This is a genomic window from Streptomyces thermoalcalitolerans, from assembly GCF_039525155.1.
GTDB lineage: Bacteria > Actinomycetota > Actinomycetes > Streptomycetales > Streptomycetaceae > Streptomyces > Streptomyces thermovulgaris.
This window is the reverse complement of sequence record NZ_BAAAHG010000054.1, coordinates 15389-40987: the sequence shown is the minus strand read 5'-3', so window position 1 is coordinate 40987 and position 25599 is coordinate 15389. Positions and strand designations below refer to the sequence as shown.

23 protein-coding genes and 1 pseudogene are annotated in these 25599 nt (G+C 70.4%); 15 read left to right on the top strand and 9 right to left on the bottom strand.

Annotated elements, in window-relative coordinates:
• From ABD224_RS24255 to ABD224_RS24235, 5 genes are all read left to right on the top strand, one after another.
• The coding region (locus ABD224_RS24255) for a hypothetical protein (protein ID WP_344053413.1) at nt 1-244 on the top strand (244 nt) is incomplete at its 5' end.
• A gap of 84 nt (nt 245-328) precedes the next feature.
• On the top strand, nt 329-793 hold the full coding sequence (locus ABD224_RS24250; RefSeq protein ID WP_143631327.1) for a hypothetical protein: 465 nt from the start codon (nt 329-331) through the stop codon (nt 791-793).
• A 722-nt stretch (nt 794-1515) separates the two neighbouring features.
• On the top strand, nt 1516-3489 hold the full coding sequence (locus tag ABD224_RS24245; RefSeq protein ID WP_344053409.1) for a polymorphic toxin-type HINT domain-containing protein: 1974 nt from the start codon (nt 1516-1518) through the stop codon (nt 3487-3489).
• A 214-nt stretch (nt 3490-3703) separates the two neighbouring features.
• Entirely contained in the window at nt 3704-4105 is a 402-nt protein-coding gene (locus ABD224_RS24240) for a hypothetical protein (RefSeq protein WP_079130073.1), read from the top strand.
• Between the two features lie 219 nt (nt 4106-4324).
• Nucleotides 4325-5098 (top strand): transposase, encoded by a 774-nt coding sequence (locus ABD224_RS24235; RefSeq protein WP_344053398.1) that lies wholly within the window; start codon nt 4325-4327, stop codon nt 5096-5098.
• Nucleotides 5099-5151: 53 nt separating this feature from the next.
• On the opposite strand, the gene ABD224_RS24230 is transcribed toward ABD224_RS24235, so the two are convergent.
• From ABD224_RS24230 to ABD224_RS24220, 3 genes are read right to left on the bottom strand one after another with little or no spacing between them, the layout of a single operon-like run.
• The gene (locus tag ABD224_RS24230; protein WP_344053405.1) at nt 5152-5865 is read right to left on the bottom strand and encodes a hypothetical protein; all 714 of its coding nucleotides are present in this window, start codon (nt 5863-5865) and stop codon (nt 5152-5154) included.
• The gene (locus ABD224_RS24225) at nt 5862-6188 is read right to left on the bottom strand and encodes a DUF6415 family natural product biosynthesis protein (RefSeq protein WP_067400697.1); all 327 of its coding nucleotides are present in this window, start codon (nt 6186-6188) and stop codon (nt 5862-5864) included. Before ABD224_RS24225 ends, ABD224_RS24230 begins: the two co-directional genes overlap by 4 nt.
• Complete coding sequence (locus tag ABD224_RS24220) at nt 6185-6463, bottom strand: hypothetical protein (protein WP_067400692.1); 279 nt, start codon at nt 6461-6463, stop codon at nt 6185-6187. The genes ABD224_RS24225 and ABD224_RS24220 overlap by 4 nt, the downstream gene beginning before the upstream one ends.
• Before the next feature lie 63 nt (nt 6464-6526).
• Here ABD224_RS24220 and ABD224_RS24215 point away from each other — a divergent pair, with 63 nt between their 5' ends.
• The 3 genes from ABD224_RS24215 to ABD224_RS24205 all read left to right on the top strand — a co-directional run bounded on the left by ABD224_RS24215 (nt 6527) and on the right by ABD224_RS24205 (nt 9330).
• Nucleotides 6527-6988: a DNA-processing protein DprA gene (locus tag ABD224_RS24215; RefSeq protein ID WP_067400688.1), complete on the top strand. Its 462-nt coding sequence runs from the start codon at nt 6527-6529 to the stop codon at nt 6986-6988.
• A gap of 25 nt (nt 6989-7013) precedes the next feature.
• On the top strand, nt 7014-8357 hold the full coding sequence (locus ABD224_RS24210; protein ID WP_201450945.1) for an NsdA family TPR-like regulatory protein: 1344 nt from the start codon (nt 7014-7016) through the stop codon (nt 8355-8357).
• A gap of 199 nt (nt 8358-8556) precedes the next feature.
• Nucleotides 8557-9330, top strand: coding sequence for a transposase (locus ABD224_RS24205; RefSeq protein ID WP_344053398.1), 774 nt, complete (start codon nt 8557-8559; stop codon nt 9328-9330).
• 144 nt (nt 9331-9474) lie between these two features.
• Here the strand turns inward: ABD224_RS24205 and ABD224_RS29555 are convergent.
• Nucleotides 9475-9759 (bottom strand): annotated as a pseudogene (locus ABD224_RS29555) (site-specific integrase); the annotation flags it as partial.
• Between the two features lie 81 nt (nt 9760-9840).
• On the opposite strand from ABD224_RS29555, the gene ABD224_RS24195 reads away from it, so the two are divergent.
• Together ABD224_RS24195 and ABD224_RS24185 are read left to right on the top strand one after the other, a co-directional pair.
• Complete coding sequence (locus ABD224_RS24195) at nt 9841-10227, top strand: VOC family protein (RefSeq protein WP_344053395.1); 387 nt, start codon at nt 9841-9843, stop codon at nt 10225-10227.
• Nucleotides 10228-10732: 505 nt separating this feature from the next.
• On the top strand, nt 10733-11521 hold the full coding sequence (locus ABD224_RS24185; protein WP_344053393.1) for an acetoacetate decarboxylase family protein: 789 nt from the start codon (nt 10733-10735) through the stop codon (nt 11519-11521).
• Between the two features lie 268 nt (nt 11522-11789).
• Here the strand turns inward: ABD224_RS24185 and ABD224_RS24180 are convergent, their stop codons facing one another.
• From ABD224_RS24180 to ABD224_RS24165, 4 genes are all read right to left on the bottom strand, one after another.
• A complete protein-coding gene (locus tag ABD224_RS24180; RefSeq protein ID WP_344053391.1) occupies nt 11790-13142 on the bottom strand; it encodes an FtsX-like permease family protein in 1353 nt (450 codons plus the stop codon).
• On the bottom strand, nt 13139-13828 hold the full coding sequence (locus ABD224_RS24175; RefSeq protein ID WP_344053389.1) for an ABC transporter ATP-binding protein: 690 nt from the start codon (nt 13826-13828) through the stop codon (nt 13139-13141). The genes ABD224_RS24180 and ABD224_RS24175 overlap by 4 nt, the downstream gene beginning before the upstream one ends.
• Nucleotides 13825-14367 carry a PadR family transcriptional regulator gene (locus tag ABD224_RS24170; RefSeq protein ID WP_344053388.1) on the bottom strand — a complete coding sequence of 181 codons (543 nt, stop codon included), beginning with the start codon at nt 14365-14367 and terminating at the stop codon, nt 13825-13827. The genes ABD224_RS24175 and ABD224_RS24170 overlap by 4 nt, the downstream gene beginning before the upstream one ends.
• A 142-nt stretch (nt 14368-14509) precedes the next feature.
• Nucleotides 14510-17542: a beta-N-acetylglucosaminidase domain-containing protein gene (locus tag ABD224_RS24165; protein ID WP_344053386.1), complete on the bottom strand. Its 3033-nt coding sequence runs from the start codon at nt 17540-17542 to the stop codon at nt 14510-14512.
• Nucleotides 17543-17844: 302 nt separating this feature from the next.
• Between ABD224_RS24165 and ABD224_RS24160 the strand changes: the two genes are divergently transcribed.
• The 4 genes from ABD224_RS24160 to ABD224_RS24145 all read left to right on the top strand — a co-directional run bounded on the left by ABD224_RS24160 (nt 17845) and on the right by ABD224_RS24145 (nt 22522).
• On the top strand, nt 17845-18114 hold the full coding sequence (locus tag ABD224_RS24160) for a hypothetical protein (protein ID WP_425581041.1): 270 nt from the start codon (nt 17845-17847) through the stop codon (nt 18112-18114).
• 56 nt (nt 18115-18170) lie between these two features.
• Nucleotides 18171-20450, top strand: coding sequence for a 4-alpha-glucanotransferase (gene malQ, locus ABD224_RS24155; RefSeq protein WP_344053384.1), 2280 nt, complete (start codon nt 18171-18173; stop codon nt 20448-20450).
• A gap of 78 nt (nt 20451-20528) precedes the next feature.
• Entirely contained in the window at nt 20529-20795 is a 267-nt protein-coding gene (locus ABD224_RS24150; protein WP_344053381.1) for a hypothetical protein, read from the top strand.
• 230 nt (nt 20796-21025) lie between these two features.
• Nucleotides 21026-22522 (top strand): FAD-dependent monooxygenase, encoded by a 1497-nt coding sequence (locus ABD224_RS24145; RefSeq protein ID WP_344053379.1) that lies wholly within the window; start codon nt 21026-21028, stop codon nt 22520-22522.
• A 173-nt stretch (nt 22523-22695) separates the two neighbouring features.
• Here ABD224_RS24145 and pepN read toward each other — a convergent pair whose 3' ends face one another.
• Nucleotides 22696-25281 carry an aminopeptidase N gene (gene pepN, locus ABD224_RS24140; protein ID WP_344053376.1) on the bottom strand — a complete coding sequence of 862 codons (2586 nt, stop codon included), beginning with the start codon at nt 25279-25281 and terminating at the stop codon, nt 22696-22698.
• Between the two features lie 234 nt (nt 25282-25515).
• On the opposite strand from pepN, the gene ABD224_RS24135 reads away from it, so the two are divergent.
• Complete coding sequence (locus tag ABD224_RS24135; protein ID WP_425581042.1) at nt 25516-25581, top strand: hypothetical protein; 66 nt, start codon at nt 25516-25518, stop codon at nt 25579-25581.
• Nucleotides 25582-25599: the final 18 nt, after the last annotated feature.

The following is a 25599-nucleotide window of genomic DNA, read 5'->3' as shown; positions in this document are numbered from 1 at the left end:
TTTACGTCTGCCCACAGCCGGGCCGCCGCTGTCCGCTCCAGCCCCCGACGCCCCGATCAACCCACTTCACGAAGATTATTTCGCTGAGAAAACCTCATTGACACCATCAATCGAGGCACTCCGAAGCCGAACACACCAGACCCGAAAACTGGCGCACCACGACCTGGTCAAATTTACGAATGGGACTTCGGTAAAGGTAACGTCGTCGGCAAGGCTGGTCCGGCAAATGGGGGCGGAGAATTGACCAGGATCCGTGTGGTCGTAAATGAAGGTAAAGTCGTGACTGCCTTCCCGTTCTAGGTGAGAGGTGTTCTTGCAAGGAGAAAATATGATTCATCTTTCTTTCTCTCTCCCGGAGCCGGGTTCACCCTGGCAGAGGACCTGGGAGAAAGCGAAACAGGGTGATCCTGCGAGCCTTGCAGAGGTGGACCTCCGCTACAAGTACTTCAGCGTCAATGTTGAGATGGTCATAGACGGTGTTGAGGTCATCTCGAAGAGAAGGTTCGTGACGCTCGTGGATCTGGCTCTTTCACTCTCTCACGCGAAGAAGTGTATTTCATCAAGAGAGGACGCGGCGTTCGGTTTCACAGAGAGTGAAGAGGTTATCTACCTGCAGTGCGATGGTGATCTCATTGTCGTGACCTCATCGAAGCGATCCTGGCAAGTTACCGCCGAGCGTAAAGAACTCGTGAGTGCTTTCTCCGGCTTCCTCCGCGAGGCATATTCATGTCTGACTTCAGAGATTCCTGGATTGGTTGCCAATCCGGTGCTTCGGCAAATATTGCCGGAATAGCTCGTAGGGCTCATGTGAGGCCGGCCTCAACCGCTCAGCCGCCCTCGAGCCGTTGATGGCAACGCTGGCGGCAACCGGAGCAGACATCCTTCGACAGCAAGGTGCGTCTCTATCTACGGGGCGAGATGGGTGCGTGGTGGGAGATGCGGTGTGAGCATGGGCATGGGTGGTCTGTGTACGTGCAGGAGGAGGCGGAACCCGCGGAAGAGCAGTTGGTATGCAAGGAGGACGGCCTCCCTGCTGTCACTGCCGCCCGCCTTCCCCTGGCCGACAGAGCCGAGATCAGGATTGTTCCGGCAACGTGGGAGAGAGATGGGAAGACAGGTCGAACGGACGAGTATTTCTTCGAGATTCGACCGGTGCTCCATCCGGAAAAGGTATTGCGCTCAGGTTCCCCGATGTCGTGGGACGACGCGATCCGGTGTGCCGCGATGTTCCGGGGGATTCCATGGAGTCAAGCTGAACGGCGGTGGAGAAATATCCGTGTGCTAAGGTGCGCGAAATAATCTGACTTGCCTGGCCTATGGCCTGCCACAGAGCGGCCAAGAAACCCTCAGCGGTAAAACCAGAACCCCTGTCAGGCTACCTCGGACGGGGGTTCTGCGTTCCTTGACGGCGGCATCAGCGGACGACGGCTGCGGCGGGTGGGCGTCGGCCGTCGTCGTTCGGGCGATGGCGCTGCTTAAGGTTTCGACGGCCTGGCGCTGAGGGCGGAGGCGGACGTGGGCACAGATGCCGACGGTTACGCCGATATGGGCGCGGCCAAGCAATCCCTTGATGACGACGAGGCCGGCAACACCACACTGCGCACCATCGGCGGCACCGGCCAGAAGCTGACCTGGGACGCGGAGGGCCACCTCGTCAAGGTCACCGAGTCTGTTGAGGGCAAGGCGGACAAAGTCACCGAGTACCTGTACGACGCCGAGGGCAACCGTCTCATCGGCCGTACCGAGACCGAAACCACCCTCTATCTCGGGCATACCGAGGTCACCCTCGCCAAAGGCGCCATCAAGGCCAAGGCCATCAGGTACATCGACCTGGGGGGTGGTCACCAGGCCATCCGCAACGACGACGGCACCTTCGCCTTCACCATTGCCGACCACCACGGCACCGGCCAGCTCGCCATCGACGCCACCACACTGAAGCTGTCCCAGCGGCGCACTCTCCCCTTCGGCGGCTCACGGGGAGCGCCCCCGGCGGCATGGCCCGGCACCAAGGGCTTCGTGGGCGGCACCGACGACACCCAGGCCACTGGCCTGATCCACCTCGGTGCCCGCGAATACGACCCGGATACGGGCAGGTTCATCTCCGTCGACCCGGTCCTTGACCTGACGGACCCGCAGCAGATGCACGGGTACGTCTACGGCAACAACAACCCCGCCACACTCTCCGACCCCACCGGACTGCGCCCCGACGGGCCGGTGGGCGGCCACTCCATGAACGACGAGCGCTATGCCCAGCGGAAAGGAATGCGGGGAAGCCACGTCTACAAGGGGAACGGGAAGTGGGAATGGAGTACCACCCCCTACAAGACGACCCTTGGAGCGAATGACTTCAAGGCGTTCAACAACCCGGTCAACCGGGCGTTGACCAGTATCAGGAACGTCGTCTTCAAGGAAATCAAGAAAGAGGAAAATGTCCGGAAGTGGTACTCAACCTTCAGGACCTACTACAGCCAGCTGAACGGCTCGCGTTTCCTCACCAACGATGAGCTTGCAAAGAATGCGTACGCGGCGGCCCTCAACGCCTGCCACGTAGAACGAACCTGTCGCGATACAGACGCCTACGAACAGCTCTGGGACCTCTACTTCGACATTGGGCTGCAAGAAGTCGGCCTGTACGAGGGGTCCGGCCCAGGGTTTGCGCAGAGCGTGGTCGGAGAGGGGGTCGCGAAAAAGCTGGGCACCAAGCCTGGAGGCTGTAAGTGCTTCCTGGCTGGAACGGGTGTCCTCATGTCGGACGGAACTACCAAGGACATTGAGGATATAAAGGTTGGCGACAAGGTCCTGGCGACAGACCCGAAAACGGGCGCAACCAGCGAACGTGAAGTCACTGCCACCATCGTCACCGACGGCGACAAGCACTTCGTCGATCTGACGATCACTACCCCGGACGGACTTGAGAAGCTGGTTGCTACGCACGAGCACCCCTTCTGGGTCGTGTCCGAGCGGAAGTGGATCGAAGCCGACGACCTCAAACCGGGTATGTCCCTGCGCACTGATGACGGGCGCGCCGTCTTGGTTGCGGCCATCCGCCAGTACCATGATCACCAGCGGACCTACAACCTCACCATTGAAGGTGTCCATACGTACTATGTACTGGCGGGTGAGACGCCAGTCCTCGTTCATAACAGCAATGGGTGTCGGACATTTGGGTCTCAGTCACCCACCGGTCGGCTGAATATTCCCGAAACTCAGGGCGTCTACATCATTAAGATGAATGACGGAAAGGTGTATGTGGGGTCTGCGATGAAGGCCAATACTATTCATCGCAGAATACATCGTGCTTTCGGGGGTAAAAGGCACGCCGTGAAAAGCTCGGGATATAAGTCTTCTGATGTCCGGGAGATTGACTGGATCGAGATTCCGGGTGGCAGTGAGAAGGTAATGCATCAACTCGAACAAAATCTGATCGATTACTACGGTGGAATTGGCGGGGGAACGCTTTTGAATCGGATAAACGTCCCGACCTCCTAGGGGGGTTGAGATGACGATCAGCTTCGCTCAAAACTGACCTGATTGGTCGTAGTTACTGAGGCTACCCTCATCGGTTGGTTCAGAGCGACGCGGGTGCGGGGTGCCGTCCATGGCGTGACTTAGGTGATGTCGCGGACGGCACCCACGGTCTGGTAGGGGTGGGTTGTGGTATCTCTAAGATTACAGACTGCAGAACGCGCGGTAGGATTTTGTTATGGCTGAAAGACCTTCTCAGTACTGGCGTAGAGAAATGGCGAGAGAGGCCCGCGCGGTCGCTGACGGCACGTTGAGCCCTGACTGCGCATCCTTCCTGGGCGTTTACTCCGAAAACTTTCTGGAAGCTGTTGACGCTGTCCTAACAGCATTCGAGACCGAAGCGCGCGAACTGGGGACAGCATCAGACGCTCAGATCCTCGCTGTTGTAGAACGAGCCGTTCTAGCTTTGAACAGGGTGAATCGAGAAGCGACAGGCGGAAGTATCGACACCGACGAGCGAGAGCAGATCTGCCTGTTCATCGATGAAGTGCTGACTGAGAGTGGGGTTAATGTTGGTGAGCTGGCAGCCCGCCATGGCGTGAGCCGCTATGCGATCACCGATAGATGGCGTCAGTGGTGAACAGGGCTGCTGTTCGATTTTCCCTCTGTGATCCTGAGGCCTCCTCGGGTCATGTCGAGGAGGCCTTAACGGCGTTTGAGGGCAGTAATTGACGACAGCGTCAGAGGACGGAGCGGCGCAGGGCGGTGGTTCGTCGCCGTCTGAGCGTGCTGTTTCGGTATTTTTGGGCTACCTAAGGGCTGTCCCGTAACTGCTGGTTGTGGGTGAGATGATCTTGCCGTGGCTGGTGTGATCACGGCGTCGGAGCCCTCCTGGACAGCCCCGTTCACCGGGCTGAGCCCGCGACGGTTCGGCAAGCTGATCACTGAGCTGCGGCGCGCAGGAGCCGACCCGGTCCGCAGGGGCCGACCGTGGTCGTTGCCGCTTCAGGACCGGGTGCTGCTGGTTGCCGCGTATGGGCGCACCAACCTCACCCTGCGGCAGTTGGCCTTGCTGTTCGGGATCTCCACGTCGGCGGCCGACCGCGTCATCGGCCATCTCGGCCCGTGCCTGGCGCTGCGGCAGCGCCGCCGGTACCGCAGGCAGACCGTGCTGATCGTGGACGGCACGCTGGTGCCCGCCCGCGACCACACCGTCGCCGAGCGGTCCAAGAACTACCGGTACTCCACCAGTCACCAGGTGGTCATCGATGCCGGCACCCGGCTGGTCGTCGCCATCGGGCGGCCGGTGCCGGGCAACCGCAACGACTGCCGGGCGTGGGAGGACTCCGGTGCCAGGGACGCCGTCGGCACGACGCCTGTGGTGATCGCCGGCGGCGGCTTTCGGGGCACCGGCCTGGTCATTGCGCACTACCGCCGGCACAAGGACGAGGAATTGCCGTCCTGGAAGGAGGACCACAACGCCTCGCACCGCCGGGTGCGGGCCCGGATCGAGCACGTCTTCGCCCGCATGAAGGGCTGGAAGATCCTCCGCGACTGCCGGCTCAGGGGTGACGGCGTGCACCACGCCATGCTCGGCGTCGCCCGCCTGCACAACCTCGCCCTCGCCGGGTGACCGGCAAACGAGCAGGTCCCCCGGCACGTCAGAAGCGATTTACGGGACAGCCCTTAGGGGCGGGCCGTCGAGAGTTCCTCGTCGACGCTCACGATCTTGCACTCATACAGCGCCCGCACAAGCTGCGAGGCCACCGTCCACCCGAGCAGCGGCGAGTCGAACAGCACGACCGCCGAGGCGATCGGCACCGGCCCGAGCCGGCTCGGGGTGTACCGACGCCCCCACACCGCGCACACCTCCGAGCGGCCCACCCGCACGAGCACGCTGCCCCGCCACATGTGTGGACACTCCTGACGGGCGGTGCTCACGCACGGCCGGCAGATCGGCGGGTGCGTCGTCAGCAGCTCGTTCGGCCACCCCTCCCAATCCGTCCGCGCATCCTCCAGCAGCCACAGCACCCCGCGCTCGTCGGTGTCGGCCGGCTCGCCGCAAACCTGACACAGCAGCCGCTCCATAGCGAGCCGCTGCCGCCCCGGGTGTACGTCCCCGTACAGCGGCCGCCCGGACCCGCGGGCGGCGTGGCGGCGCAGCCACAACACGCCGCGGCTGTCACGGTCCTGCGGCTGCTCGCCGCTGTAGCCGATGCCGCCGAGCAGCCGGTACACGACCAGCGGCTCGACGTGCTGCTCGCCCGACCAGGCGGTGATGAACGGGACCGTCGTCGACGCCGTGCGGCACGCCTTGTGCGTGTACCGATCCCGCGTGCGCGCCACCCGCTTGCGTGGCTGCCCGTCCTCGATCGGCTGGTCGCAGATCGTGCAGATCACGACTCACCTCCGATCGTCCGCTGCAGGTCGAGCACGCGCCGGGCAAGCTCGGCGACGTGTAAGGCCCCGGACAAGGGCCCCGTGCCGATCTCGAAACCGATTGCGAATTGGGCGTCCTCGATGGCGTGCGTGAGCGCGTACCACCGGCGTGTGTGCGGTGCCGCCTGGTCGGCTGCCTCACGGGCGCGTTTCATGAGCTGGTCGATCTCGGCGCGCAGCAGCTTGTCGAGTTCGACGAGCCGCTCACGCGGGGGCATCTTGCGGCCGGCGTCGAACGCCTCGACGACGAGCTGCGCGACCTGGTCGGTACCCGTTCTCGTCACCGTGCGCCCCCCGTCTTTCCCGCCCGCACGGGGGCACGGAGCGTGCGCGGCAGCCCGAGCAGGAACGTCACGCGGTCGGCGGTCGCGGGCTCGTCGCCGTGCACCCCGACCTCGTACCCGTAGTCGGTGACATAGCGTCCGCCGCGGTCAGTAACGATCTCACCGATGCGCGGGTGCAGAGGGTTGGTTACGCTCACCGTGCGTGCACCCCGGGGCGTCACGTGCAGCCCGCGCGCGGCGAGCTGGTCGGCGAGACATGCGGTCGTAGCGTCCATGCTCCGATCACACCGCGCGGCGCACGGGCGCGGGATCTGACAACCTATGACACGGAGTGGATCATGCCTGTATCTGTGGCGATTACTGGTACGCGGCAAACGGGTCACCGTGACCTCGACTGGTACGCCAGTCTGTTTCGCCGGTACCTCGCTCCGTGGGCGCCCGACGCCCGGTTCTACATTGGCGGTGCCGTCGGTATCGACAGCCTGTCTCTGCTGTGGCTGGCCGGGAACACGCAGTCACAGATCACGATCGTCGTCCCCGGCACGGTCGAGCAGCAGCCCGCCGAGGCACGGCAGGCGATCGAGCGGTGCCGGGACCGGATCGGCGAGATCGTCGAGCTGGGCGCCGCCGAGCTGAGGACGCCCGCCTATCACGCCCGGAACCGGTGGATGGTCGACCGCGCCGACATGGTCATCGGATATCCACTCGCCGACACCGACGCCGGGGGCACCTCGGGCACCTGGCAGACGATCAACTATGCAGCCTCGCAGGGGAAACCTCGACTGATCGTGCCCGTATGAGTCGACCGGCGTGCATCATGGCGGTATGAGCGCGCACGACAGAAACGTCGGCGCTGCCACACTCAAGCGGTTACGGCTTTCCCGCGGCTGGTCTCTCGCGGACACCGCCCGAGCCATCATCAGCACGGCGACCCAGCTTGGGCAGCCGCTCGATGCCAGTGTCGCGAGTGTGCAGCGGTCCGTCGCACGATGGGAGTCCGCCACGGCGCCGATCCTGCCCGGCGAGCGGTACCAACTCCTGCTCGCCCACCTGTACGCCCGCGGCGCCGACGGGCAGATCGCGCTCGGCGCCGGGTCCGACTTCGCCGAGCTGCTCGACGCCCTCGCGCACCTCGGCGAAAGCACCCGCCGACTCGACGAGCTGCGCGCGCTGCTCGTACGCACCGCAACCGACGGCGGCGGCGGGCTGCTCGCGCTGCTCGGCCCGTCGACGCAGCGCGCCTTGTCGTCTGCCCTTGCCGACCCGTCCCGGCTCGACGAGGGGTTGCTCGATGCAATGCACCGAGCCGTCGCCGACGTCAACGGGCAGGTAGGCAGCCTGCCGTTCGTGCGGGTGCAACTCCTGCTCGCACCGATCGTCGAGTCGTGCCGCCGGCTGCTCGACGCCGAGGTGCCCGAGTCTCTGGTGCCAGAGCTGCGGGCGGTCGCGGCGCGGGCGTTCACGCTCGCCGGGCGAGCCGCGTTCGAGACACGCGACGACGCCGCAGCCCGATCCCTGTACGCCGAGGCGACCGCCGCGGCCGGCGGCACCGGCTCGCCGTGGCGTCGTGCCGTCGTCCACATGAGTCACGCCCTGATCACCCTGTACTCGACCCCGGGGATCGAGGCGGCTCAGCGGCTCGTCGACGCCGCGGTGCGTGATGCCCGCGCGGGTGAGAGCGCGACGGTCCGGGCGCGGGCGCACGCGCTGCAGGCGGAGATCGCGGCCCGTGCCGGTGCCGAGCGGACCGCGCGGGCGGCGCTCTCTCTCGCCTGGTACGACATGGACAGTGACCGCGACGGCGACCCGGCTGACACGTCGTTCACGACCAATCACCTGCGTGGGTTCGAGGGCGTCGCGTCGCTGTACATCGGCGACCCCGCCGAGGCGCACGACCATTTCGCGCGGTCCGTCGAGGCGCTGCAGGCGCCGCGCGAGCGTGTGCAGCGGGCGATCGTGGCAACCGATCAGGCTCTTGCCCGTATCCGCCTCGACGAGCCCGAGGCGGCAGCCGAGTTGCTGCATGGGTGCATTGACGCCGCGTCGGCGACCGGCGGCCGCGTGGCTTCGATCCGCTTGCGCCGCGCCCGGCGTGAGCTGCGCCCATGGCGCCGTGAGGAGTGGTTCGCCGACCTCGACGACCACTTGATCGAGTCGCTCGGCGTGTAGCGCCCGAACGCACGAAAGCGCCCCTGCCCGGCCGTGAGGCCAGACAGGGGCGAGTTCATGCGGTGCGGCGGCGCTCGACGGGCAGTCCGAGCAGCCGCGCAGCCGACGACGGGTCCGGGTCCGGGGTGCCGTCGCGGCGGCAGGCAGGCGCTCTAAGGGCTGTCCCGTAACTGCTGGTTGTGGGTGAGATGATCTTGCCGTGGCTGGTGTGATCACGGCGTCGGAGCCCTCCTGGACAGCCCCGTTCACCGGGCTGAGCCCGCGACGGTTCGGCAAGCTGATCACTGAGCTGCGGCGCGCAGGAGCCGACCCGGTCCGCAGGGGCCGACCGTGGTCGTTGCCGCTTCAGGACCGGGTGCTGCTGGTTGCCGCGTATGGGCGCACCAACCTCACCCTGCGGCAGTTGGCCTTGCTGTTCGGGATCTCCACGTCGGCGGCCGACCGCGTCATCGGCCATCTCGGCCCGTGCCTGGCGCTGCGGCAGCGCCGCCGGTACCGCAGGCAGACCGTGCTGATCGTGGACGGCACGCTGGTGCCCGCCCGCGACCACACCGTCGCCGAGCGGTCCAAGAACTACCGGTACTCCACCAGTCACCAGGTGGTCATCGATGCCGGCACCCGGCTGGTCGTCGCCATCGGGCGGCCGGTGCCGGGCAACCGCAACGACTGCCGGGCGTGGGAGGACTCCGGTGCCAGGGACGCCGTCGGCACGACGCCTGTGGTGATCGCCGGCGGCGGCTTTCGGGGCACCGGCCTGGTCATTGCGCACTACCGCCGGCACAAGGACGAGGAATTGCCGTCCTGGAAGGAGGACCACAACGCCTCGCACCGCCGGGTGCGGGCCCGGATCGAGCACGTCTTCGCCCGCATGAAGGGCTGGAAGATCCTCCGCGACTGCCGGCTCAGGGGTGACGGCGTGCACCACGCCATGCTCGGCGTCGCCCGCCTGCACAACCTCGCCCTCGCCGGGTGACCGGCAAACGAGCAGGTCACCCGGCACGTCAGAAGCGATTTACGGGACAGCCCTTATAGCCCGCGACCTTGCTTTCACTCGCGAATCGCCACTTGATGGGTGGTGCCCAGTGAGACCGCCTGACGGCAGTAGTTGACGGCAACGTCAGCGGACGAGGATGGTGCAAGGCGGCGGTTCGTCGCCATCGGAGCTGGCCGTCTCGGTGATTCCACCACTGCTGAGCGCGGTGCTGAGGGTGTCGATGGCGTCTCGCTGGAGTCGGAGGCGGACGTGGGCGTAGACGCCGGCGGTGACGCCGATGCGGGCGTGGCCCAGAAGTTCCTTGATGGCGACGAGGGCAACGGCCGAGTGACGGAGGCCGTGGATGTGGATGCGGGATGCGGCGGAGGGTGAGGGAGGTGCGGTGAGGTTGGCCGGGGCGAGAGAGCGGCGGTAGACCGATGGCGTGGGTTTGTGGGGCCGCCTAGCGTGGGAAGGGGGTGTGGCGCCTATGGGCAGGAGGGCCGACCCATGGCCGTGGAGCTCAATCACACGATCGTCGCCGCACGCGACAAGGAGCGGTCCGCGCGGTTCCTCGCGGATCTGCTGGGGCTCGAGGTGGAGCCGCCGTTCGGCCCGTTCACCCCGGTGCAGGTGGCGAACGGTGTGACGCTGGACTACCTGGAGACCACTGAGCCGATCTCCCCGCAGCACTACGCGTTCCTGGTCTCCGAGGACGACTTCGACGCGATCTTCGCCCGCATCCGGGCCGCGGGCCTGCCGTACTGGGCGGATCCGTACCATCGGCGTCCCGATGAGATCAACCGCAACGACGGGGGGCGAGGGGTGTACTTCGACGATCCGGACGGTCACCGCATGGAAATCCTGACGAGGCCGTACGGCAGTGGCGGGGACTGAGGTCCCAAGGACCTGCCCGGCTCGGTGCTCAGGGCACTCCGCCCGTTCCGGCGAGGCCGCAGGGCGGTGGTCGGCGCAGGTACGGTGACCGCGAGACACCGGCCACGATCGTCTTCGCGGCCACGACGGGCTGCACCTGGCAGCCGCCGCCGGTCTTCGGCTTCTCGGGCCCGACCGCGCACCGCTTCCTGGCTGGGCGGCTGCTGCCGTCCGCACCGCTGCCACGACCGCGAGGCCGAACGCCTCCTCGCGGTCGTCGCCGTCGCCTGCGTCCTCCTCCGCCACCGCGGACTTGCCGCATGAGACGACTTCTTGTGCGGGCGCCGGCCGCTCAAAGCGCACTGCCCCGACGCGTCGCAGACCGTGAAGGCCCTGGTCATCGCGGTTGGCCGGACAGCGAAAGACCTTTGCTCTACATTTGTGGTGGATTGGAGCACATCGTCTGCGGGTGGCTGGGCCGACGTACGCTGCTCGGTCGCCATGGCTGCCTCTCAGGGAGGCGCACATGCTGAAGGGCTACACCGTCCCGTTGTCTCCCAAGGGGGTGGCCAACATCGCCCCCACGCCGCCCTGGCATTACGCCGGCGACATCGTGGGAGTCGAGTTCTGGACCGATCCCGCCGCTGCGGAGGCGACGCTCCCCGAAGGACTGGACCCTGATCCGGACTCCTCCGGGCGGGTCGTCGCCTTCTTCGTGGACTGGCAGTTCAACGGTGAGAACGACGAATACCTCGACCCCGTCCGCAGTCAATACCGGGAGTTCTTCGTCCTGGTCGACGCCCGCCACCGTGGCCGGCCCGTGGCGTGGTGTCCGTACATCTACGTGGACAACCACCATGCGCTCGCCCGCGGTTGGATCCAAGGGTTTCCCAAGAAGGCGGGGCATGTGCACCAGACTCGGGTGTTCGCGTCACCGGGCAAGGCTTCGCCGACGCTGGAGCCGGGCGCTCGCTTCGGCGCGAGCGTCTCGTCGGACGAGCGGACCCTTGCTCAGGCGCGGGTCACGCTTCAGGCCCCGATGGAGGACCCGTCGGCTCTCCTGAGCCGGGACACGATCAATCTGCGGCACTTTCCCACGCTGGAGGTCGGCAAGTACGACAAACCCGCCGTGCACGAACTGGTGCGGATGGACTACGCCGACCAGCAGGTGGCCGACGTCTGGGCAGGCACGAGCGAGATCGAGTTCTTCCAGGCCCCGGGCGAGGAACTGGCGGATCTCACGCCTGTGCGCGCGGGAATGGGCTTTCGCGCTTCGATGTCGTACAACGTCACGCAGGTTCAGCCGCTGGACTGACACCGGCGCGCAGCACCGTCGGCCCTGCCCGTGGCTTCGGGAGCACTTCGCGGCCTGCGATCGATACGGCCGAGGTCACTGATGCGGCCCCTGCTCCCGCTGAGGTGCGCGTCGCATGAGCCCGGCCGTTCTCACGTCCCTCTTCACCACGGCCCTGTGCCCGGCACGCTCCGCCCCGCCCTCCACCAGGCCGACCGGACCGTGGACGACTCCGGAAACAGCGGCTGCTTCCGGCCCCGGAGGTCCCCGTGCCCCCGGGACCGGACACTCACGTGTACCGCAGTTCCGCCGGGCGTACCGAGCGGTGCAGCAGGGGGAGTGAGAGGGCTGTGGCCAGCAGGCAGGCGGTGTAGATGCCGGCCGGGACCAGGAGGGAGAGGTACGGCACGGTCCCGGAGGCGAGGACGCTGTACACGGTGCCGATGACCAGGCCGCCCAGGCCCGCCACGAGGACGGCCGGGGCCAGGGGCAGGGCGGTTTCCAGCAGCAGGGCCCGGGCGAGCACCTGCCGCGGGACCCCGGCGGCCACCTGTGCGGCCAGGCCCCGGCGCCGGGTGGCGACGGACTCGGCGGTGCCGACGGCCAGTGCGACCAGGATCATCATCAGGCCGAGGGCGATGGCCGCGGCCGTGAGATCCAGGCCCGTCGTGTAGAAGGAGTCGTCCGCGGCGAAACCGTGCGTGTCGTCCGCGTTCTCCAGCTCGGTGAGCAGTGCCTGCCGTATGCCCGCGAACCCGGTCCCGATCACCGTCACCAGCAGCACCGCCGCATGGGTACGGGCCGCCGCCCACGGGTCGTCCCGCAGCCGCTCCGCCGCGATCAGCACCGCCGGGGAGCCGGTCCGGGCCGCGAGCAGCCGTCCCGTCAGCCAGGACAGGGCGCCCGTGAGCCACACCGCGCCCGCGCCGACGGCCAGCACCGCCGCGCACACGACGAGCGGAGCGTTCGAGCCCGCGCCGCGGGAGTTCATGGACGTACCGGTCACGCCTCCCAGCGCCGCCACGCCCACGAGCAGCAGCCCGCCCGTGAACAGCAGGAGCGGACCCCGCCCCGACCGTGTGCGGGTGCGCCGCACCCACCCCAGCGGCGAGGCCACCACCCGGTGCAGCGCCAGCACCCCGGCCGCCGTGCCCAGCAGCGGCACACCGACCCCGACCAGGGCGATCCCCGCCCAGGCCAGGGCGGTCGGCCGTTCCCACACGGACATCAGCACGGTCGCCGCCCCGGCCGTGGCGAGCACCGAGCCCAGCAGGCAGGCCAGCCCGGTCTCCAGCGCCGCGATCCGCCGCACCCGGCCCGGCTCCGCGCCCGCCAGCCGCAGCACGGCCATCCGCCGGTCGCGGTGCACCGCCCCGATCCGGGCGCACTGCCCGAGGAACCCGAGCACCGGGACCAGCAGGAGCAGCAGCGCGACGATCGCTCCGGAACGCTCGCCGGGCTGGTTGAGCAGGCCGGCGGCGAAGGAGAAGGAGTACTGCCCGCGCACCGAGGCCAGGACGGCGGCAGCCGAGGCCAGGCCCGTGGCGCACATCGCCCCGGCCACCACGAGCGCGATCCGCCACCACTCCTGCCGGTTCGAGCCCCGTACGAACAGCCAGGCCAGCCGCAGATCGGTCCTCATGCGGACACCTCCGCCCCGACCACCGCGCCGTCCCGCAGCCGCACCTCGCGGTCGGCGTACGCCGCCACCTTGGCGTCGTGCGTGATCAGCAGCACCGCCGCGCCCGACGCGCGGGCGGCCCCCACCAGGGCCGTCATCACCTGCTCGCCCGCCAGCGAGTCCAGTGCCCCCGTCGGCTCGTCCGCGAACACCACCCGCGGGCCGGTCACCAACGCCCGTGCCAGGGCCACACGCTGCTCCTGACCGCCGCTCAGCTCCCCGGGACGCAGGTCCTTCTGCTCCCGCACGCCGAACCGCTCCAGCCACTCCTCCGCCCGCTCCTGGGCCGCCCCCCGCGCGGTCCCGGCCAGCATCAGCGGCAGTGCGACGTTGTCCACGGCCGTCAGTTCGGGAATCAGCTGCCCGAACTGGAACACCACGCCGAAGTCGGTGCGGCGCAGCTCGCTCAGGCGGTCCTCCGGCAGCAGGTCGACGCGCTGCCCGCCGTAGGTCACCGTGCCCCCGTCCGGCCGGACGATGCCCGCCAGACAGTGCAGCAGCGTGGACTTCCCGCTGCCGCTCGCGCCGGTCACGGCGACGATCTCGCCTTCCCCCAGATCCAGGCAGGCCCCGCGCAGTGCCGGCGTCCTGCCGTAGGACTTGACGAGATCTCGGGCCGCCACAAGGGGCGCCGGACGGTTGCTCATGCGCGGTCGACCTCCATGGTCAGAGCGGTCAAAGAGGCGAGCCGGGCCTGCGTGGTGGTCATCCAGCGCAGGTCGGCGTCGAGGTGGTTGAGGGCGTAGTCCGCCGAGAGCACGGTGGTCAGGTCGGCTCCCGGTGCGGTCTTGAGCGCCGTCAGCTCCCGCATCCGCTCCATGTGCGCGGCGCGCTGCGCAAGCAGGTGGGCGGCCGGGTCACCGCCGGTGAGGATCGTCACGACGACCTTGGTGAAGATCTCGTTCGCCACGAAGGGCGCGGGAGGCGTGACCTGCCCGGCCCATGCGGTCACCTCACGGGAGCCCTTCTCGGTGAGGCGGTACAGCGTCCGCTCCGGCCCCCTGTCGGAGTCGGTGCCCTCCACCTCCGCCAGGCCGTCGCGGACCAGCCGCTGCAGGGTCGTGTAGACCTGCCCGTAGGCGAGCGGACGGGCCTGCGGGAAGTGCTCGTCGTGGCGTTGCTTGAGGTCGTAGCCATGGCTCGGTCCTTTGGCGAGCAGGCCCAGCAGGATGTGACGGGTGCTCATGGACCTCAGTATGTACTACGTATATGTACTGAGTACATAGTGGTCCGCGGAGAGCCCCGGCAGGGAGAGCGGAGAACTCCGGCAGGAGGGGAACTCCGGGGAGAAGTCCGGGGAAAACTCCGGGGCGCGCGGTGCGGCGGGCTCAGTCCGCCACCGCGTACGCCTCCACCGACCACAGGGAGTAGCCGAACCGTGTGGCCCGCTTGTCGCCCTGGACACGGACGAAGCGCACGTCGCGTTCGTCCATGCGGACGGTTTCCCGGCCGCCCCGGCTGTCCCTCACCGCGCCGGCCGTGCGCCAGCGGCGGCCGTCGGGGGAGACCTGGACGCGGTAGGCGGAGGGGTGGGCCTCCTGCCAGTGGAGGGCCACCTTGCCCAGGCGTACCGGCTCGGGCAGCTCGACCTGCCACCAGGCACCGTCGTCGACCGGGGACGACCAGCGCGTGGACGGGTTGCCGTCGATCGCGGCGGAGGCCGGGAAGTCGGGGGTCTCGTCGCCCGACGAGGTCGCCCTGCCGGTGCGGGCCAGGTCGGGGCCGGCGGTGCGCGGGAAGGCGCGGACGGTCAGGGTGCGGGTCTCCCCGGCGAAGGTGACACGGATGTCGTACGGACGGGACGGCGCCGTCGGCGGCACGGTCACCTCGACGGGGACGTCCACCGGGACGCCGCGCGGCACCGTCAGCTCGGCGGTGGGGACCCGGACCTCGAGGCCCTCGGGGGCCTCCACGGTGACCCTGCCGCGCACCGCGGCCGGGCGGCGGGAGGTCAGCCGGGCGGTCAGCCGCTCGGTGCCGCCGATCTCCGCGTCGGCCACGGCACGCGGCAGCTTCAGCTCGGCCTGCGCGGTGTCGGCGAACCACGGGACGAGGTGGTGGACGCGGGAGGAGTCGGCGCCGGTCACGCGGACGGCGTCGATCCGGGTGCCGGCCAGCGGGGGAGTCGGCCGCACCAGGGCCGGCGGGCGCGTCCAGAGGCCGGGGTCCGGGTAGACGGGCGGCCAGAGGGCCGGGGGACGCGTCCGGCCGTCCGGGGACGAGGGCTGTGTGGTGCTGAGCTCTGTCGCCCCGTGCTCCGCCAGCGTGCCCACACGGTGCCAGCCCTGTCCGGGGACGTGGACCTCCACGGCACCGGTGGTCCCGGGGTCGCTGAGCACCGTCACGGAGACCAGGGCACGGGCGCGCGGGAAACGGACCGTGCGGGTCAGCGGGTCGCCCCGCTCCGCGGCCGGTTCGTGCGCCAGGCCCGCCCAGGCCGCGTACTCCCGCCGCGCGCGGTCCAGGAACGGGTCCAGTACGCCCTTGCCGACCGTCACGTCGGCGCGCTCGATCCCGGCGCGCAGCCGCTCCAGGGTCCGGTACGCCTTCCAGGCTCCCGCCGTGTCGCCCTCGCGCTGGGCGCGGAACATGTCGAGCACCGCCGTGCCGGCCTCGCCGTAGCGGGCCAACTGCGCCGCCCACGGCGCCACTTCCTCGTCCAGGGTGCCGTCGGACCTCAGGCGCCCGGGGGTCTCGCGCATCACCGTGAACGCGGCGCGCAGCCGTGCCTCGGCGGTCTCGTTCGCGGCCCGGTCCGTCGTCGTACGGGCCTTCCACAGGGCCTCGATGAGCGGGCGCAGGTACGCCGACTCCGTGCCGCCCAGCACCGAGGACGCGTCGTTGCCGGCCAGGGCCGCCAGCGCCTCGTGGCGCCGCGCGTCGCCTCCCGCGAGGTCGGCGATGGCCGCCCGCCACGACTCCTCGGGACGGTAGTTGCGGGGGTTCCAGGCGTAGTCGGCCGCCGTGAACAGCGGGATGCGGGAGGCCTCCGCCTGCTCCATCGCGTTGGCGAGCAGGGCGGCCGAGCCGCCGGCCACGGCCGGCTCACGGCCGGTGTAGGGGCCGAGGAAGATGCGGTCCTCGGCGTAGTCGTTCACCGGGTAGTTGTCCATGGTGACCAGCGGGTGCCCGAAGACCGCGCGGGCCTCGGCCAGTTCGGCCCCCGTGATGGTGCGGGGCACCACGCCCACCCCGGTCCAGGCCACCTGGACCGACTGGTCCAGCGCGGAGGCCAGCGCCCGCCGGTAGGGCGTGGCACCGTCCTCGTAGAACTCGGTCGGCATCAACGTCAGCGGTTCCGCGCCGGGGTGACGCATCGCCAGGTACCGGGCCAGCTCGTTCGCCACCCGCGCCTGCGCGCGTGCCGCCGCCTTCGGGCCGGAGCCGAAACGGTCCGGGTCGGCGTCGCAGTGCCACTCGCTGTAGCTGACGTTCTGGAACTGCAGCTGGAACGCCCGGAAGCCGAGCGCCCACATCGCGTCCAGCTTCCGCTTCAGCGCCCGCAGGTCGTCGTCCGAGGCGAAGCACAGCGACTGGCCCGGCGCCACCGCCCAGCCCAGGGTGACATGGTTGCGGCGGGCCCGCTCGGCCAGCTCCCGGAACTGCGCCCGCTGCTTGGCCGGATACGGCTCGCGCCAGCGCTCCTGGCGGTAGAGGTCGTCGCCGGGGGCGTACAGATACCGGTTCTGCTTGGTCCGGCCCATGAAGTCGATGTGGGCCAGCCGCTGCTCCTGCGTCCACCCGGCGCCGTAGAAGCCCTCGGTGGTGCCGCGCACGGCGGTGCCCGGCCAGTCGCGGATGGTCACACCGGGGATCGTCCCGTCGGGGCGCACCAGTTGACGCAGCGTCTGCACGGCGTGGAAGAGGCCGTCCTCGCCGGCGCCGGTGAGGGTCAGGGCGCCGTCGCCGGTGGTGAGGAGATAGCCGCCGGCGGGCAGGGTATGGCGCGGGTCGCCGTACGTCCGCTCGGTCTGCGCGCGCACCACCAGGGCGCCCGGCGGAACCGGGTCCGAGGGGTTCAGGTCCGTGACCGTCCGGGCGCCGGCTCCGCGCAGCAGCGTGCGCAGCGCGTCCAGGGCGTACGGGTCCGCGTCCGCGTCGGCGACCAGGGCGACCCGGTCGGCGACCTTCACGACGGTGCCGGTCGTCCGCAGGGACTGCGGGCGCGGCCACACGGCGAGATCGGAGGAGGCCGTGGTCGGCTGCTCCGGGTTGGTGGCCGGGGTGCCGGGGTCCGGGCCGGTGCCGGGGTCGGCCGGTGCCGCGACGGCCGTGGGGCCGGCTCCCAGTGTTCCGGCGACAACGGCGAACGTCAGTGCGACCGCGTTCTTCCCGTGCCCGATACCGCGCCGAAGCCGCACGGTCCCTCCTCGTCGATCGGCCGTCGCTGAACGGTCCCAAAGACAGTCCCGAAGACGGTGTCGAAGCACTCCGACCACACCATTCCCGGGGGAAGGTGTCAACGAGAGTGGCCGTTGTGCCGTGATTGCCCGACCCTGGGGTCAGGCGAGTGTGACCAGGGGCACGTCATTCGTTCTCGTATGTCTGCCCTCGCGCGCACTGGGTAGGGCTGCGGTCATCCGGCTTCCGGATGCCGTACCCACGGTCCGGACCGGCAAGCCCGAACCCGGACGAGCTCGACGACCCCGACAAGGAGGCCTCCGTGGCCGCATCGGCACACCTTCTGCTCTCGGCCCTGTCCGCCCACATGGCGGAGCCGCCCGCCGACGGTCCGCTGCCCGCCGGCGACGGCTTCGGCCCGTGCCCCTTCAGCGCCGAGAGCACCTGCGCCGAGGCGCCCCTGACCAGTGAGCCGCCGCTGCCCGACGCCGCACCGCTCACCAGCGAGCCGCCGCTCGCCGAGGCCGCGCCCCTGACCAGCCAGTCGACCCCCGAGGCGGCCGAAGGGGACGTCGGCCGCGCGGAGCCGTAGGAGCCGGCGGAGCCACAGGAGCCGTAGAAGTCACCTGGAAGCCAGAGGAGTCGCGGATGACGGCATCGCGGCCGGCCAAGCCCCCCGGATCTCCCGGACCCTCCGCACCGCCCGGACCGCCCGGACCTCCCGGTGCGGAGCTGACCCGGCTCGCCGAGCTGCACGGCGTCGCCACCTCCTACAGCCCCTCCCCGGGCCGTACGGTCACCGCCTCCGCCACCGCGGTCGTCGCGGCCCTCGCCGCCCTCGACGTCGACGCGAGCACCCCCGAGGCCGTCCGCGCCGCGCTCACCGCCCGTGAGAGGGAGCTCGGCGAACGGCTGCTCCCGCCGACCGTGGTGCGCTGGGGCGACCCGGCCGCGGAGGAGGAGGCCGGCCCGGCCGGACTCCCGGTGGACCTCCCGCCCGGCACCCGGCTGCACATCGAGACCGAGCAGGGCGAGACCCGCACCTCCCTCGACCGCCTCCCGCCGGGCGTCCACCGGCTGACCGCCACCGCCCCCGACGGCCGCACCGGACAGGCGCATCTGATCGCCGCCCCGCCCCGGCTGCCCACCCCCTCACAGCGCTCGTACGGGCTGCTCGTCCAGCTCTACTCCCTCCTCTCCCGCCGCTCCTGGGGCATGGGCGACCTCGGTGACCTCGCCGAGCTGAGCGGCTGGGCCGGACGGTCCCTGGGTGCCGGGTTCATCCAGGTCAACCCGCTGCACGCGGCCGTGCCCGGCCCGCCCACCGACCCGTCCCCCTACCGCCCCTCCTCGCGCCGCTTCCCCGACCCCGTGCACCTGCGCGTCGAGGACGTCCCCGAGTTCGCGTACGTCGAGGACCGCGAGCGGCTGCGGTCCCTGCTGGAGCGGGCGGACCGGCTGCGCTCCGCCGTCCTGGACACGGAGGGCGGGGGCGCCCTCATCGACCGGGACGCGGTGTGGGAGCTGAAGCGGCAGGCGCTGGAGCTGGTGCGCCAGGTGCCGCTCGGACCCGGCCGCCGCGCCGCCTGCGCCGGCTTCCTCGCCGGACAGGGCCGGGCCCTGGAGGACCACGCCACCTGGTACGCCCTCGCGGAGGTGCACGGCAGCGACTGGAGCCGCTGGCCCGAGGGACTGCGGGACCCGCGCTCGGCCGAGACCGCCCGCGCCCGCGCCGAGCTGAGGGACCGCGTCGACTTCCACGCCTGGCTCGCCTGGCTCACCGACGAGCAGCTCACCGCCGCCCAGCGCACCGCCCGCGAGGCGGGCATGCCGATCGGGATCGTGCACGACCTCGCCGTCGGCGTGCACCCCGGCGGGGCCGACGCCTGGGCCCAGCAGGACCACTTCGCGACCGGCATGTCCGTCGGCGCCCCGCCGGACGCCTTCAACGCACGCGGCCAGGACTGGGGCCTGCCGCCCTGGCGTCCCGACCGGCTCGCCGCCTCCGGCTGCGCGCCCTTCCGCGAGCTGCTGCGCGCCCTGTTCCGCTACGCCGGCGCCCTGCGCATCGACCATGTCATGGGCCTGTTCCGGCTGTGGTGGGTGCCGCGGGGCCACCCGCCCACGGAAGGCACCTACGTCCGTTACGACCCCGAGGCCATGCTCGCCACCCTGGTGCTGGAGGCCTCACGGGCGGGGTCCGTGGTGATCGGCGAGGACCTGGGGACGGTGGAGCCCGGGGTGCGCGAGGCCCTGGACCGGCGCGGGGTGCTCGGCACATCGGTGCTGTGGTTCGAACGGGACTGGGACGGCGACGGCCGCCCGCTGCCCCCCGGGCGCTGGCGCGCCGACTGCCTGGCCACCGCCACCACCCACGACCTGCCGCCCACCGCCGCCCGTCTCACCGGTGAGCACGTCGCACTGCGCCACCGCCTCGGCCTGCTCACCCGCCCGCTGGAGGAGGAGCGCGCGGAGGCGGCCGAGGACGTCCGCGAGTGGCTGGCGCTGCTGACGGAACTGGGCCTGCTGGAGGACACCGGCGACGGCGGTCACGCCGTCGCGGAGGAGGAGCGGATTCAGGCCGTTCACCGCTTCCTGCTGCGCACGCCCGCCCGCATGATCGGCCTCTGGCTTCCGGACACCGTCGGCGACCGGCGCCCGCAGAACCTGCCCGGCACCCGGGACCAGTACCCCAACTGGCGCCTGCCCGTCGCCGACGCCGAGGGCCGCCCGGTGACCCTGGAGGACCTCGCCGCCTCGCCCCGGCTGCACGCCCTGACGGACGTGCTGCGGACCGGGGTGGAAGCCGGTGCGGAGGACGGGGGAGAAGCCGAGGGGGAAGCCCGGGAGACCAGAGGGAAGGCGGGGACAGAAGCCCGGGGGAAGGCCGGACAGGAGAAGCAGAAGGCGCGGGAAAAGGGAGACTGACGGGCGGGAAGGACACCACGGGATCTCATTCGGCACCCCGGGCGCACACCGCGCCCGGGCATTCGCTACGTTTGCACTGTGGACAAGAAGAACGCCCTGCGCGCCGGCACCCTGGCCGCCGGTACGACGCTGATGATGCTGCTCATGACGTCTCCTGCGCTCGCGCTGATCCCCGACGACGGCGACGACCCCGGCACGGGTCTGAGCGTCGCCGAGACGCTGGGGCTCTTCGTCGCTCTTCCGATCGTCCTGTTCCTGGTCATCACGGGTCTGGTCATGGTCCTGACCAAGCCCAGGAAGGGCCAGGACACGAGCGGGAACGTGGACGTCAAGGCCAAGGCCTGACCACACGCACACCGAGGGCGCCGACCCCGACCACGTATTGCGGTACCGCGGTACCCGCAGCAGTACCGCACCGCCGTACGTCTGCCGTACGTGGGCGAGGTGGGCGCCCTGGGCGTGTTCCGGGGGCGTGGACCGGTCACGGGCGCGGTGTGGCCGGATGACGCCGGACCGCGGGCGCACGCCGTTGCCGGCGGGCGCCGACCGGCAGATGTTGGTACCAGGAGGCATCCATGACCGGTACCACTGGACACCGCACCCCCGGCACCGACTCCACCGACTCCACCGATTCCACCGACTCCGCGTCCGTCCTCGTCGTCGGGGCCGGCCCCACCGGGCTGCTCCTGGCGGGTGACCTCGCCGCCGCCGGCGTCCCCGTCACCCTCGTCGAGAAGCGGCCGCACCGGATCAGCAACCTCTCCCGCGCCTTCGCCCTGCACGCCCGCAGCCTCGAGCAGCTCGACGCCCGCGGCCTCGCCGACGGTCTGGAGGCCGTCGGCCAACGCCTGGCCCGGCTCCAGCTCTTCGGCCGGCTCTCCCTCGACCTCACCACCCTGCCCTCCCGCTTCCGCCATGTGCTCGTCCTGCCGCAGTACGAGGTGGAGAAGGCCCTGGAGCGGCGCGCGGCCGAGGCCGGTGTGGACTTCCGGTACGAGACCGAGGTGACCGGCCTGACCCAGGACGCGGACGGGGTGACGGTCCGGGTCCGCGCACCCGGCGGCCGGCCGGAGGCGCTGCGCGCGGCGTACGTCGTCGGCGCGGACGGGGTGCGCAGTGCCGTGCGCGAGGCGGTCGGGCTGCCGTTCCCGGGGCGCGCGGTGATCCGTTCCGTCGTCCTCGCCGACGTACGCCTCGCCGAGCCGCCCGACACCCTGCTGACCGTCAGCGCCGTCGGTGACGCCTTCGCCTTTCTCGCGCCCTTCGGCGACGGCTACTACCGGGCCATCGTCTGGCGCCGCGATGTCGCCGTGCCCGAGGACGCACCCGTCGGCCTCGACGAGGTGAAGGAGATCGCCCGGCTCGCCCTCGGCCGTGACTACGGCATGCACGACGCCCGCTGGATGTCCCGTTTCCACAGCGACGAACGCCAGGTGCCCGCCTACCGCGTCGGCCGGGTCCTCCTCGCCGGCGACGCCGCCCATGTGCACAGCCCGGCCGGCGGCCAGGGCATGAACACCGGTCTGCAGGACGCGGCCAATCTGAGCTGGAAGCTCGCCCAGGTCGTCACCGGGCACGCGCCCGAGACGCTGCTCGACACCTACCAGAGCGAACGCCACCCCGTCGGCAGGTCCGTGCTGCGCAGCAGCGGCGGCGTCCTCCGGCTCGCCATGGCCCGCCGTCCCTGGACGCTGGCCCTGCGCGCCGTGCTGGTCACCGCCCTCGACAAGACCGGTCCTCTCCGCCGCAGGGCGGTCGGGCAGATCACCGGCATCGGCTACCGGTACGCCGCTCCCTGGGGCGCCCACCCCCTGGTCGGCGCCCGGGCCCCGGACATCGCCCTCGCCGGCGGCGGCCGCCTCTACGAGGCCCTGCGCGGCGGCCGGTTCGTGCTGATCTCCCCGCACACGCACCCGGTCGGCCCGGACCGGTCCGGCCGGCTGACCGCGCGGCGCTGGGCGAGCGGGCGCCGTACGGCCGTTCTGGTCCGCCCCGACGGCTATGTCGCCTGGGCGGCGGACACGGCCGACGAGGCCGCGGTCGAGGCGGCGCTCACCGCCCATGTGGGCTGAGCGGGCCGCGGACCACCGGCCCGCCGGGACCGGGTGCCCGGTGCGCCCGGGCCCCGGCGCCGCACACGCCGAGGGGCGCCCGGCAGCGGGCGCCCCCTTTCAACGCACGGGTTCAGCGCACGGGTTCAGCGCACGGGGTCAGCGCACGGGTTCAGCGCACGGGCGTCGGGCTGTCAGGCCCGGGCCGCCGCCGCGTCCGCCGCCTGGGCCTTCAGGGCGCGTTCGACGCCCGCCCGGGACTCCGAGACCAGCCGGCGCAGGGCGACGTTCGGCTCGGCCGAGGCCAGCCACTGGTCGGTCTTGCGCAGGGTGTCCTCGGACACCTGGACCGACGGGTAGAGACCGACGGCGATCTGCTGGGCCATCTCGTACGAGCGCGACTCCCAGATGTCCTTGACCACCTCGAAGTACCGCTCGGTGTACGGCGCGAGCAGCTCGCGCTGCTCGGTCTGGACGAAGCCCGCGATGACCGCCTCCTGGACGGCGTTCGGGAGCTTGTCGGACTCGACGACCGACGCCCAGGCCTCCGCCTTGGCCTCCGGCGTCGGACGGGCGGCCCGCGCGGTGGCCGCGTGCCGCTCACCGGCCGCGGTCCGGTCCCGCTCGTACTCGCCGGCGATCTCCGGCTCGCCGAACCGGCCCATGGCCGCCAGCCGCTTCACGAACGCCCAGCGCAGCTCCGTGTCCACGGCCAGGCCCTCGATCGTGTGCGAGCCGTCCAGCAGGGACTCGAGCAGGTCCAGCTGCTCCGGCGTACGCGCGGTCGCCGCGAAGGCGCGTGCCCACGCCAGCTGGTGGTCGCTGCCCGCCTCTGCCGTGCGCAGATGGGCCAGCGTGGCGTCCGTCCAGCGGGTGAGCAGAGCCTCGCGGGCGGCCGGGTCGGCGTACAGGTCGATGGCCAGCTTCACCTGGCGGTGCAGCGACTGCACGACGCCGATGTCGGACTCCTTGCCGATCCCGGACAGCACCAGCGACAGATAGTCGCGGGTGGCCAGCTCCCCGTCCCGGGTCATGTCCCAGGCCGCGGCCCAGCACAGGGCGCGCGGCAGCGAGGACGCGAAGTCGCCCAGGTGCTCGGTGACGACGGCGAGCGACTCCTCGTCCAGACGCACCTTGGCGTAGGACAGGTCGTCGTCGTTGAGCAGGATCACCGCCGGACGGCGCCGCCCGGTCAGCTGCGGCACGGCGGTCAGCTCGCCGTCCACGTCCAGCTCGATCCGGCCGTCCGCGGCACGCACCAGCCGGCCGCTCGCCTCGTCCAGGTCGTACAGGCCGATCGCGATCCGGTGCGGACGCAGGACCGCCTCGCCCTTGGCGCCGGCGGGCAGGGCGGGGGCCTCCTGGCGGACCGCGAAGGAGGTGATCACCCCGTCCGCGTCCGTCTCGATCTCGGGGCGCAGGATGTTGATCCCGGCCGTCTCCAGCCACTTCCCCGACCAGGTCCGCAGATCGCGCCCGGAGGTCTCCTCCAGCGCGGTGAGCAGATCGGACAGACGCGTGTTGCCGTACGCGTGCCGCTTGAAGTACGTCTGCACGCCCCGGAAGAACTCGTCCTGGCCGACGTACGCCACCAGCTGCTTGAGGACGCTGGCCCCCTTGGCGTAGGTGATGCCGTCGAAGTTGACGAGCACATCGTCCAGGTCGCGGATGTCCGCCATGATCGGATGGGTGGAGGGCAGCTGGTCCTGCCGGTAGGCCCAGGTCTTCATCGAGTTGGCGAACGTGGTCCACGCGTGCGGCCACCTCGAGCCGGGTGCGGCGGCCTGGCAGGCGATGGAGGTGTACGTGGCGAACGACTCGTTCAGCCACAGGTCGTTCCACCACTCCATGGTGACCAGGTCGCCGAACCACATGTGGGCCAGCTCGTGCAGGATGGTCTCCGCGCGCATCTCGTACGCCGCGTCGGTCACCTTGGAGCGGAAGACGTACTGGTCGCGGATGGTCACCGCGCCCGCGTTCTCCATCGCGCCCGCGTTGAACTCGGGCACGAACAGCTGGTCGTACTTCTTGAACGGGTAGGGGTGGTCGAACTTCTCCTGGAACCAGTCGAAGCCCTGCCGGGTCACCTCGAAGACCGCGTCCGCGTCGAGGAACTCGGCGAGCGAGGGCCGGCAGTAGATGCCGAGCGGGATCGACTGCCCGTCCCTCTCGTACACGCTGTGCACGCTGTGGTACGGCCCGGCGATCAGCGCCGTGACATAGGTCGAGAGGCGCGGCGTCGGCTCGAACACCCAGACGTTGTCCCGGGGCTCGGGGGTCGGCGAGTTGGACACGACCGTCCAGCCCTCGGGCGCCTTGACCGTGAACTGGAAGGTGGCCTTCAGGTCCGGCTGCTCGAAGGAGGCGAAGACCCGGCGGGCGTCCGGGACCTCGAACTGGGTGTACAGGTAGACCTGGTTGTCGACGGGGTCGACGAAGCGGTGCAGGCCCTCGCCGGTGTTGGTGTACGCGCAGTCCGCGACGACCCGCAGGACGTTGCGGCCCCGCAGCAGGCCCGGCAGCGCGATCCGGGAGTCCTGGAAGACCTCGGCCGGGTCCAGCGCGTCGCCGTTGAGGGTCACCTCGTGCACGGCCGGGGCCACCAGGTCGATGAAGGAGGAGGCGTTGTCCTCGGCGACGTCGAAGCGCACCGTGGTCACGGACCGGTAGACGCCCCCCTCCTGTGCGCCGGAGAGGTCGAGCTCGATCTCGTACGAGTCGACGGTGAGCAGCTGCGCCCGCTGCTGCGCCTCTTCGCGAGTCAGGTTTGTGCCAGGCACGCGGTCATCTCCTCGTCATGTGGGGATTGCGCCATCCTTCCACGTGAGGGCCGGTTCGGGCGACGAACTTCCGGCGGGCCCGGGCCCGGGCGGAGGCGGTCCGCCGGGCACCGATGCGCACCGTGCCCCGCACCTTTCGCGCCGTAGCTCCACCGGCGGCCGCGTCCTCGGCGGGGAGCCGGCCGGGGCGGCGTCGGCGGGAGCGGTCCGCGGAAAGCGTGCGACGGCCCGGCCGTGGCACTGGTCCACGTCCGGGCCGTCGAGTACGGCTGCTTCCTCCACGAGGTCAGGAGACCTTAGCCCCCCATCCGAAGGTGC